This window comes from Rhodococcus sp. R1101, assembly GCF_000278445.1.
Taxonomy (GTDB): domain Bacteria; phylum Actinomycetota; class Actinomycetes; order Mycobacteriales; family Mycobacteriaceae; genus Rhodococcus; species Rhodococcus gordoniae.
On the sequence record NZ_AJVB01000235.1, the window covers coordinates 1 to 5,942 of the forward strand.

General features: G+C 70.2%; 7 protein-coding genes. All 7 read left to right on the top strand.

The genetic code is table 11. The annotated features are described in order from the left end of the window. On the top strand, positions 1-473 hold a 473-nt coding region (locus R1101_RS26895), incomplete at its 5' end, for an HAD hydrolase-like protein (RefSeq protein WP_016934148.1). Positions 474-525: 52 nt separating this feature from the next. Further along, positions 526-756, top strand: a complete 231-nt coding sequence (locus tag R1101_RS0114625; RefSeq protein ID WP_016934149.1) for a hypothetical protein — start codon at positions 526-528, stop codon at positions 754-756. Between the two features lies 1 nt (position 757). Then, positions 758-1,582: a TlyA family RNA methyltransferase gene (locus tag R1101_RS0114630; protein WP_016934150.1), complete on the top strand. Its 825-nt coding sequence runs from the start codon at positions 758-760 to the stop codon at positions 1,580-1,582. Beyond that, on the top strand, positions 1,579-2,523 hold the full coding sequence (locus R1101_RS0114635; RefSeq protein WP_016934151.1) for an NAD kinase: 945 nt from the start codon (positions 1,579-1,581) through the stop codon (positions 2,521-2,523). Before R1101_RS0114630 ends, R1101_RS0114635 begins: the two co-directional genes overlap by 4 nt. Then, entirely contained in the window at positions 2,523-4,292 is a 1,770-nt protein-coding gene (recN, locus tag R1101_RS0114640; RefSeq protein ID WP_016934152.1) for a DNA repair protein RecN, read from the top strand. Before R1101_RS0114635 ends, recN begins: the two co-directional genes overlap by 1 nt. 84 nt (positions 4,293-4,376) lie before the next feature. Then, the gene (gene steA, locus R1101_RS0114645; RefSeq protein ID WP_016934153.1) at positions 4,377-5,561 is read left to right on the top strand and encodes a putative cytokinetic ring protein SteA; all 1,185 of its coding nucleotides are present in this window, start codon (positions 4,377-4,379) and stop codon (positions 5,559-5,561) included. Positions 5,562-5,566: 5 nt separating this feature from the next. After that, positions 5,567-5,942, top strand: a 376-nt coding sequence (locus tag R1101_RS0114650) for a copper transporter (protein ID WP_232284761.1), incomplete at its 3' end; no start/stop codon positions are given.

A 5,942-nucleotide genomic window follows, 5' to 3' on the forward strand; every position in this document is an offset into this window, starting at 1 on the left:
GAAACGCCACCGGCGCGATCCCGATCGTGGCGGGTAAACCCGCTGCTCCGCTTCTCGAGGACGCGATCCGTCGCGGAGGCGCCCGACGTCCCCTCGTGGTCGGCGACCGGCTGGACACCGACATCGAAGGTGCCAACGCCGTGGGTGCGGATTCCCTGCTCGTGCTGACCGGGGTGAGCACCGTCGACGATCTACTGCGGGCCTCGGCCGAACAGCGCCCGACCTATGTCGCGGCCTCACTCGCGAGCCTCGATCAGCCCGCCGATCTACTTCGCGTCGCCCCGCACACCTCGTGGGACGTCAGGGTCGACGGAGGTGATCTTCACCTCGCTGCCACGCAATCGGCGGCCGATCCGATGGAGGCGCTGCGGGGTCTTCTCGACATCGCCTGGGCCAACCCCGGTTTCGGGCAGGTCCGGCCGCTGGACGCGCATGCGCGCTCCGTCGTGGACGCGTGGGCGGCGACGGTCTGATCCGCACCGGAGTGTGTGGTGCGGTCGCACACATCGACTAGCGTGGACGGCGATGAGCACGCCGATTCCACGTCCGGGCGAACACCTTCCCGGCACGCGCCCCACCGTCGATCCCGCACGCGTCCGCGAAGAGGTCGACGCGTTGCTGACCCGTGTGCGGGAGGGCGCACCCGCCGCCGACGCCGCGAGCACCGACCAGTCCGTGTTGCTCGAACAGGCCGAGATGCTCGAACGTGCCCACGAGGTTCTCGTGCAGGCCTTGTCGACCGTGGACAAGATCTGACGTGGCACGCCGGGCACGCGTCGACGCGGAACTGGTACGGCGGGGTCTGGCGCGCTCACGTGAGCACGCCAGCGAACTGATCGCCGCAGGTCGGGTGCTGATAGCGGGCACCGTGGCCTCCAAGCCGGCGACCGCCGTCGAACCGAACACCCCGCTGATCGTCACCGAGGTGAGCGACGAGGTCTCCTGGGCGTCCCGTGGCGCTCACAAGCTCCTCGGTGCCCTCGAGGCGTTCACGCCGGAGGGGCTGCAGGTGGCGGGGCGTCGCTGTCTCGACGCCGGCGCGTCGACCGGTGGTTTCACCGATGTGCTGCTGCACGAGGGTGCCGCGGAGGTCGTCGCGGTGGACGTCGGGTACGGCCAGCTGGTCTGGCGGCTGCAGTCCGACGAGCGTGTCCATGTGATCGATCGAACAAACGTGCGTAGCATCGACGCCGAGACGATCGGCGGACGCGTCGACCTGGTGGTCGCGGACCTGTCGTTCATCTCCCTGAACCTGGTGTTGCCGGCGTTCGTGGCCTGCGTCGCCCCGGGCGGCGACCTGCTGCCGATGGTCAAACCCCAGTTCGAGGTGGGGAAGGACCGAGTCGGCAGTGGCGGCGTTGTGCGCGACCCGGCGTTGCGCACCGAGGCGGTGCTCGACGTCGCGCGCGAAGCGCAGCGGCAGGGCCTGCGGACCCTCGGAGCGGTGGCGAGCCCGCTGCCCGGGCCGTCCGGGAACGTCGAGTACTTCCTGTGGCTGCGGGCCGGAGAACCGGGGCCGGAAGAGCTCGACCCGGCGGTGATCGAATTGATCGAGCGTGCGGTGCAGGAAGGACCACAGTGAGCGAAGAGACCGTCGCGACCGATGCGGCGCGATCGGGCCGGGAGATCCTGCTGGTCTCCCATTCGGGGCGCGACGAGATCGCCGGCACCGCGCTGAGGGTCGCCAAGATCCTCGGTGAGGCCGGCATCGGCCTGCGCACCCTCGACGACGAGGCCGTGAGCAACGGACTCGGTGTCCTCGCCCTGCCGGGCAGCTTCATCAGCGTTGTCGAACCCGGCCCGGAAGCGGCCGCCGGCTGCGAGATGGTGATCGTCCTCGGCGGCGACGGCAGCTTCCTGCGGGCCGCCGAACTCGCGCAGTATTCGGCGGTGCCGGTCCTCGGAATCAACCTCGGCCGGATCGGCTTCCTCGCCGAGGCCGAGGCCGAACACCTCGAAGAAGCTCTCGTGCAGGTGGTACGCCGCGAATACCGCGTCGAACAGCGCATGACCCTCGACGTGACCGTGCGCATGGACGACGAGGTCCTCGACCGCGGCTGGGCGTTGAACGAGGCCAGTCTCGAGAACAAGTCGCGGCTCGGGGTGCTCGAGGTGGTTCTCGAGGTCGACGGCCGTCCCGTCTCCTCCTTCGGCTGCGACGGCGTTCTCGTCGCCTCCCCGACTGGATCGACGGCCTACGCCTTCTCGGCCGGCGGACCGATCGTGTGGCCCGAACTCGAAGCGCTGCTGGTGATCCCGAGCAACGCGCACGCGTTGTTCGCGCGCCCGCTGGTGACCAGCCCCGAGTCGATCATCGCCGTCGAGACCCTCGCCGGTGGGCACGACGGGGTGGTCTTCTGCGACGGCCGCCGAATCCTGGACGTCCCGGCCGGTGCGCGGCTCGAAGTCGTGCGAGGATGCGATCCGGTCCGCTGGGTGCGGCTGGATTCGGCACCGTTCGCCGATCGGATGGTGCGCAAGTTCGAACTTCCGGTGAAGGGCTGGCGGGGAAGGAAACTCTGATGCTCGCAGAGATCCGGATCGACAACCTGGGTGTGATCTCCGAGGCGTACGCACGCTTCCACGGGGGTCTGACTGTGCTCACCGGCGAGACCGGTGCCGGTAAGACGATGGTCGTGACGAGCCTGCACCTGCTCTCCGGGGTGCGCGCCGACCCGTCCCGGGTGCGGGTCGGAGCGAGCCGTGCCGTGGTGGAGGGGCGTTTCGAGATCGAACCGGCGCCCAGCCACATCGAACGGCAGATCGCCGAGCTGCTCGAGGCCACCGGCGCCCAGCGCGACGAGGACGGCAGCATCATCGCCGTGCGCACCGTCGGCAGCGACGGCCGCTCCCGCGCCCATCTCGGCGGGCGCAGTGTGCCGGTGGGGGTGCTGTCGGACTTCACCGGCCCGCTGCTGACCGTGCACGGGCAGAACGACCAGCTGCGGCTGCTGCGCCCCGACGAACAGCGCGCCGCGCTCGACCGGTTCGGGGGCAAGACCGTCGCCGGTCTGCTCGAGCGTTACCGCACGCGGCGGCGGCGCTGGCTCGAGGCCCGAGCCGAGCTGCAGGAACGCACCGAGCGGTCACGCGAACTCGCGCAGGAGGCCGACCGATTGCACTTCGGGCTCGACGAGATCGACCGCGCCGCACCCGAACCGGGGGAGGACACCCGCATCGTCGACGAGGTGCGGCGCCTGTCCGATCTCGACTCGCTGCGCGAGGCGGCCACCGTCGCGCACGACGCCCTCGCGGGCGACGACAACGGCGATGCCGACGCGTACTCTGCGGCGCTCGACCTGCTCGGCGAGGCCCGCGCCCGGCTCGAAGGCAGCGACGATCCCGCTCTGCGTGAGCTCGGCCCCCGCCTCGGTGAAGCGATCGCGGTGGTCACCGACGTCACCGCCGACATCTCCGGTTATCTGTCCGACCTGCCGTCCGACCCGAGCGCTCTCGAAACGCTCCTCAACCGGCAGGCGGAACTGAAGAACCTCACCCGTAAGTACGCCGCCGACATCGACGGAGTGCTCGAATGGGCCCGCGAGGCCCGCGAGCGCCTGTCCGGTCTGGATGTCTCCGCCGAGGCCATCGACAAGCTTGCCGCCGAGGTCGAGGCCGAAGCGGCCGCCACCGCCGAAGCCGCCACCGCTCTGTCGACGGCACGGCACAAGGTCGCCGGCAAGCTGGCGAAGGCCGTGAGCAAGGAACTGTCGGGTCTCGCGATGGGGCGCGCCGTCCTCGACGTGCACATCGCCGACCGCGCGGCGACCGCGAGCGACACGGCACCGTTGCAGGTCGGCGACCGGCTGCTGCACGCCGGCGAATCGGGGATCGACGAGGTGGAGTTCCGGCTCGCCCCGCACAGCGACGCCCCGGCCCGCCCGCTCGCCCGCAGCGCTTCCGGCGGTGAGCTCTCCCGCGTCATGCTCGCCCTCGAAGTGGTGCTCGCCGGCTCCGAGCGCGGCGCCACCATGGTTTTCGACGAGGTCGACGCCGGGGTCGGTGGCCGCGCCGCCGTCGAGATCGGTCGGCGTCTCGCACGCCTGTCGCGCACCCATCAGGTCATCGTGGTCACGCACCTGCCGCAGGTCGCGGCGTTCGCCGACACCCACCTCGTCGTCGACAAGGTCGACGACCGGGCCGGGGTGATCAGCAGCGGGGTGCGTACCCTCGGCGAGGAGGAGCGGGTCACCGAACTGGCCCGCATGCTCGCCGGGCTCGACGACACCGAAACCGGGCGTGCGCACGCCGAAGAGTTGCTCGCCGTCGCCCACGCCGAGCGCACCGGCTGAACCGCCGGAGCGCCGGGTCGATGTTCACACGCCTCCCGGCGCGCCTCCACAACCTCACTCGTATACCGGCGCATCATCTCTTCCATGAAGATGCCGGCGCTGCTGTCCCGTAACAACGAAACGTTGCCCGGAGTGAGTGGCATTGCCCGGGTCGACAGGAACACCGCGAAGCTGCTGCGCCGGATCGGTCCCGGCGACGTGGTCGTCCTCGACGCCGTCGACCTCGATCGCGTCACCGCCGACGCGCTCGTCGAGGCGGGTGTCACCGCGGTGATCAACGCGTCCCCGTCGATCTCGGGCCGGTACCCGAATCTCGGCCCCGAAGTGATCGTCGCGCACGACATCGTGCTGGTGGACAACGTCGGCACCGAGGTCTTCAAGAAGATCAAGGACGGTGCGAAGGTCCGGGTGCACGAAGGCGGGGTGTATGCGGGGGAGAAGCTGCTCATCGAGGGCGACGAGCAGACCGACATCGAGATCTCCGACCGCATGATCGAGGCCCGGACCGGGCTCGTCGACCACCTCGAGGCGTTCTCGGGCAACACCATCGAGTTCATCCGCTCGGAGAGCCCGCTGCTCATCGACGGCGTCGGTATCCCCGACATCGACCTCGACCTGCGCGACCGGCACGTGGTCGTCGTCTCCGACGGTCCCGGGCACGTGCAGGACCTCAAGGACCTCAAGCCGTTCATCAAGGAGTACTCGCCGATCCTGGTGGGTGTCGGTCCCGGCGCCGACAGCCTCACCAAGGCGGGCTACCGTCCCGACCTGATCGTCGGGGATCCCGACGAGATCGGTACCTCCACCCTCAAGTCCGGAGCCGAAGTGGTGCTGCCCGCCGACCCGGACGGCCACGCCCGGGGCCTCGAGCGCATTCAGGATCTCGGCATCGGCGCGATGACCTTCCCTGCCGTCGGCACCCCCACCGACCTGGCGTTGCTGCTCGTCGAGCATCACGGCGCGGCGCTGGTGGTGACCGTCGGCAGCACCGTCTCGCTCGATGAATTCTTCGACCACGGTCGCCGCGACACGAATCCGTCGGCGGTGATGACCCGCCTGAAGGTCGGCCCGAAACTCGTCGATGCGAAGGCCGTGGCCACCCTCTATCGCAGCCGGGTCTCGGGTGGGGTGATCGCCCTGCTCGTCTTCGCGGCCCTGATCGCCGTGATCGCCGCGCTCGCGGTGTCCAACCTCGGGGGCGACGTGGTCGAACTCGCCCGGCAGTGGTGGGAGAACGCCGTCGAGTGGATTCGGGGTCTGCGCGCGTGATCTCGATGCGCCATCACGTCGTTTCCCTGGTGGCGGTGTTCCTGGCCCTGGCGGTCGGGATCGTGCTCGGCTCCGGGCTGCTGGCCGACAGCGTCGTCACCGGCCTGCGTGACGACAAGGCGGAGCTGCGCCGGGAGGTCCAGCAGGCCGAGGACCACAGCAGCCGGCTCGAGGCGCAACTGCTCGCCGGCGACGGTTTCGACTCCACCGTCGGCCCGCGCATCGTGCGCGACGAGCTCCTCGGCCGCACGATCCTCCTGGTGACCACCCCGGACGCCGCACCCGAGGACGTCGACGCCGTGGTCCGGGTTGTCGGCGATGCGGGGGGCCGGGTCACCGCCCGGATCGCGCTGACCGATTCGTTCGTCGACGCGACCGGAA